Source organism: Micromonospora sp. NPDC049580, from assembly GCF_040675595.1.
In the GTDB taxonomy this organism is placed as follows: Bacteria; Actinomycetota; Actinomycetes; order Mycobacteriales; family Micromonosporaceae; genus Micromonospora.
Genome location: NZ_JBFAPG010000521.1, coordinates 1 through 4,200 on the forward strand (window position 1 = coordinate 1; position 4,200 = coordinate 4,200).

At 68.2% G+C, this 4,200-nt stretch carries 1 protein-coding gene; it reads left to right on the plus strand.

Annotation, left to right across the window (positions count from 1 at the left end):
* Positions 1 to 142 precede the first annotated feature (142 nt).
* The gene (locus tag AB0J68_RS28270) at positions 143 to 4,105 is read left to right on the plus strand and encodes a CARDB domain-containing protein (RefSeq protein WP_363941450.1); all 3,963 of its coding nucleotides are present in this window, start codon (positions 143 to 145) and stop codon (positions 4,103 to 4,105) included.
* The last annotated feature ends 95 nt before the right edge of the window (positions 4,106 to 4,200 follow it).

The window sequence follows — 4,200 nt, forward strand, 5'->3', positions numbered from 1 at the left end:
AATAAATCAGGCTTTTGCAGACCAACTAATACTTCTGGTTCCAGAAAATCTGATTCTGTCAGCTCTTCTTCTTTTATAAATAGAAACTCCCACCCCCGTGGTCACGCCGCCGCGGCAACCGTCCCCCACGACAAGGACAGTGATGAGACGAACGAATCTGTTCAGGATGGTGGCGGCCATGGCCGCGGCCACGCTGATGGCCACGGCGGGGGCGACCGCGATCGCGAGCCCGGCCGGCGCCGCCCGCCCCGCCGCCCCGGCCAGCAGCGCCTTCGCCCCGGCCGCCACCAACCTCGCCCAGGGTCGTCCCACCCAGGAGAGCGGCCACGCCGACGTCTACGACTCGTCGAAGGTCGTCGACGGCAACGTGGGCAGCTACTGGGAGAGCCTCAACAACTCGTTTCCCCAGTGGGTGCAGGTCGATCTCGGTTCGTCGCAGTCGGTCAATCAGGTCGTGCTGAAGCTGCCGACCTCCGGTTGGGCGACCCGTACGCAGACGTTGAGCGTGCAGGGCAGCGCCACCGGTTCGTCGTTCACCGACCTGGTCGGGTCGCAGACGTACACCTTCAACCCGGCGAGCGGCAGCACCGTCACGATCAACTTCAGCTCGGCCTCCACCCGCTACGTGCGGATCACCGTCACCGCCAACAGCGGCTGGCCGGCTGGGCAGCTCTCCGAGCTGGAGGTGTACGGCAGCGGCACGACCACCCCGGACACCACCGCACCGAGCGTCCCGGGCAACCTCTCGTACACCCAGTCGGGCACCACCATCACCCTCAACTGGGTCGCGTCCACCGACAACGCGGGCGGCAGCGGCATCGCCGGCTACGACATCTACCGCAACGGCGCGTTCCTCCAGTCCGTCGGCAACGTGACCACCTTCACCGACACCCAGCCGGCCACGGCGACGGTGTCGTACTACGTCCGGGCGCGCGACGCCGCCGGCAACCTCTCCGGCAACAGCAACACGGTCACCCGTACCGGCAGTGGTGACACCACCGCGCCGAGCGTCCCGGGGACGCTGTCGCAGAGCACGTCGGGCAGCACGATCACGCTCACCTGGGGCGCGTCGACCGATTCCGGTGGCAGCGGCCTGGCCGGCTACAACGTCTACCGGGGCGGCAACCTGATCGCGACGCTGGGCACCGTCCTCACCTATCAGGACACCCAGCCCGCGACGGCGACCGTGTCGTACTACGTCCGTGCCCGCGACGGCGCCGGCAACCTGTCGGGCAACAGCAACACCGTGACCCGGACCGGCAGCAACCCGCCCGCCTGCACCAACGTGGCGCAGGGCAAGAGCATGACCGCGAGCGGCTCCACCTTCAGCTTCACCCCGGACAAGGCGAACGACGGGCAGCTCAGCACCTACTGGGAGGGCGCGGCGAGCTACCCGCAGAACCTGACCGTGGCGCTGGGCGCGAACCACTCGATCTCCGGCGTCACTGTGAAGCTCAACCCCGACCCGGCCTGGGGCACCCGTACCCAGACCATCCAGGTCCTCGGCCGCGACCAGGCGTCGTCGGCGTACACCAGTTTGGTGTCGGCGGCGGCCTACCAGTTCGTCCAGGGCGCCAACGTGGTGACCATCCCGGTCACCGCGACCACGGCGGACGTGCAGTTGCGGTTCACCGGCAACACCGGCGCCCCGTCCGGCCAGGTGGCCGAGCTGGAGGTGTGCGGCACCCCGGCGCCCAACCCGGACCTGGTCGTCAGCTCGGTGACCTGGTCACCCACGTCGCCCACCGAGGCCAGCGCGGTCACCCTCTCGGCCGTCGTGCAGAACATCGGGTCGGCCGCCGCCGGCGCGACCACTGTCAACTTCAGCCTGGCCGGCGCGGTCGTCGGCAGCGCCACGGTGGGCGCGCTCGCCGCGGGCGGCTCGACCACCGTGTCGTTCAACGCCGGTACGCGGCCGATGGGCAGCTACGCCGTCTCGGCGGTGGTCGACCCGACGAACACGATCGTCGAGCAGAACAACGGCAACAACAGCCTCACGGCGGCGTCGCCGCTGGTGATCGCGCAGGCACCGGGGCCCGACCTCCAGGTGCTCAGCATCGCCTCGAACCCGCCGAACCCGGCCGTCGGGGCGTCCGTCACCTTCACCGTGGCGGTCCGCAACCGGGGCACCACCGCGACCGGCGCCACCACCGTCACCCGGCTGGTGGTGGGCAGCACCACGCTCAACACCAGCACCGCCTCGATCGCGGCTGGCGCGACGGTCACCGTGGCCGTCACCGGCAGCTGGACCGCCACCAGCGGCGGTGCCACCATCACCGCCACCGCTGACGCGACAAACGTGGTGACCGAGACCAACGAGAGCAACAACGCGTTCAGCCAGTCGATAGTGGTCGGTCGCGGGGCCGCCGTCCCGTACGTCTCCTACGAGGCCGAGGCCGGCCGTTACCAGGGCACGCTGCTGGAGACCGACCCGCTGCGCACCTTCGGGCACACCAACTTCGCCAGCGAGTCCTCCGGCCGCAAGTCGGTACGGCTCACCAGCACCGGCCAGTTCGTCGAGTTCACCTCGGCCAACCAGGCCAACTCCATCGTGGTGCGCAACTCGATCCCGGACGCGCCCGGTGGAGGGGGCATCGAGGCGACCATCAGCCTCTACGTCAACGACGTGTTCTCCCGGAAGCTGACGTTGTCGTCGAAGCACAGCTGGCTCTACGGCAACACCGACGGGCCGGAGGCGCTGACCAACACCCCGCAGGCCGACGCCCGACGGCTCTTCGACGAGTCGAACGCGCTGCTGGCGCAGTCGTACCCGGCCGGCACCCGGTTCAAGTTGCAGCGCGACTCGGGTGACACCGCCTCGTTCTACGTGATCGACATGATCGACCTGGAGCAGGTCGCCCCGCCGGCGAGCCAGCCCGCCGGCTGCACCTCGATCACCGCGTACGGCGCGGTCCCGAACGACGGGCTCGACGACACCGCCGCCATCCAGCGGGCCGTGACCGACGACCAGAACGGTGTCATCGGCTGCGTCTGGATCCCCGCCGGGCAGTGGCGGCAGGAGCAGAAGATCCTGACCGACGACCCGCAGAACCGGGGCATGTACAACCAGGTCGGCATCAGCAACGTCACGATCCGGGGCGCCGGCATGTGGCACTCGCAGCTCTACACGCTGACCGAACCGCAGAACGTGGTGGGCGGCATCAACCACCCGCACGAGGGCAACTTCGGCTTCGACATCGACAAGAACACCCAGATCTCCGACATCGCCATCTTCGGCTCGGGCCGGATCCGTGGCGGTGACGGCAACGCCGAGGGCGGCGTCGGTCTGAACGGTCGCTTCGGCACCGGCACCCGGATCAGCAACGTCTGGATCGAGCACGCCAACGTGGGTGTCTGGGTGGGCCGCGACTACGACAACATCCCTGAGCTGTGGGGCCCGGCCGACGGGCTGGAGTTCACCGGCATGCGGATCCGCGACACGTACGCCGACGGCATCAACTTCAGCAACGGCACGCGCAACTCGCGGGTGTTCAACTCGTCCTTCCGCACCACCGGCGACGACGCGTTCGCCGTCTGGGCCAACCCGTACGTCAAGGACCGCAGCGTCGACATCGCCCACGACAACCACTTCGTCAACAACACCGTCCAACTGCCCTGGCGGGCCAACGGCATCGCCATCTACGGCGGCTACGACAACTCGATCGAGAACAACCTGATCTACGACACCGCGAACTACCCGGGCATCATGCTGGCGACCGACCACGACCCGCTGCCCTTCTCCGGAACGACGCTGATCGCCAACAACGGGCTCTACCGCACCGGCGGCGCGTTCTGGAACGAGGACCAGGAGTTCGGCGCCATCACGCTCTTCCCGGCAACCCGGGACATCGTCGGGGTCACCATCCGCGACACCGACATCATCGATTCGACGTACGACGGCATCCAGTTCAAGAACGGCGGCGGCAACATGCCGAACGTCGCCATCACCAACGTACGGATCGACAAATCCAACAACGGCGCCGGCATCCTCGCGATGGGCGGGGCGCGCGGCAACGCCAACCTGACCAACGTGACCATCACCAACTCGGCCGACGGCAACATTGTCGTCGAGCCGGGCTCACAGTTCGTCATCAACGGGGGCTAGTCCCGGTCGGGGGCCGCTGCGCCGGTCCCCGACCGTTCCACCTCTGCTTGATCAACACGGTTTCCGTGCAGTCGGGGTGTCCGCATGCTGCGGAC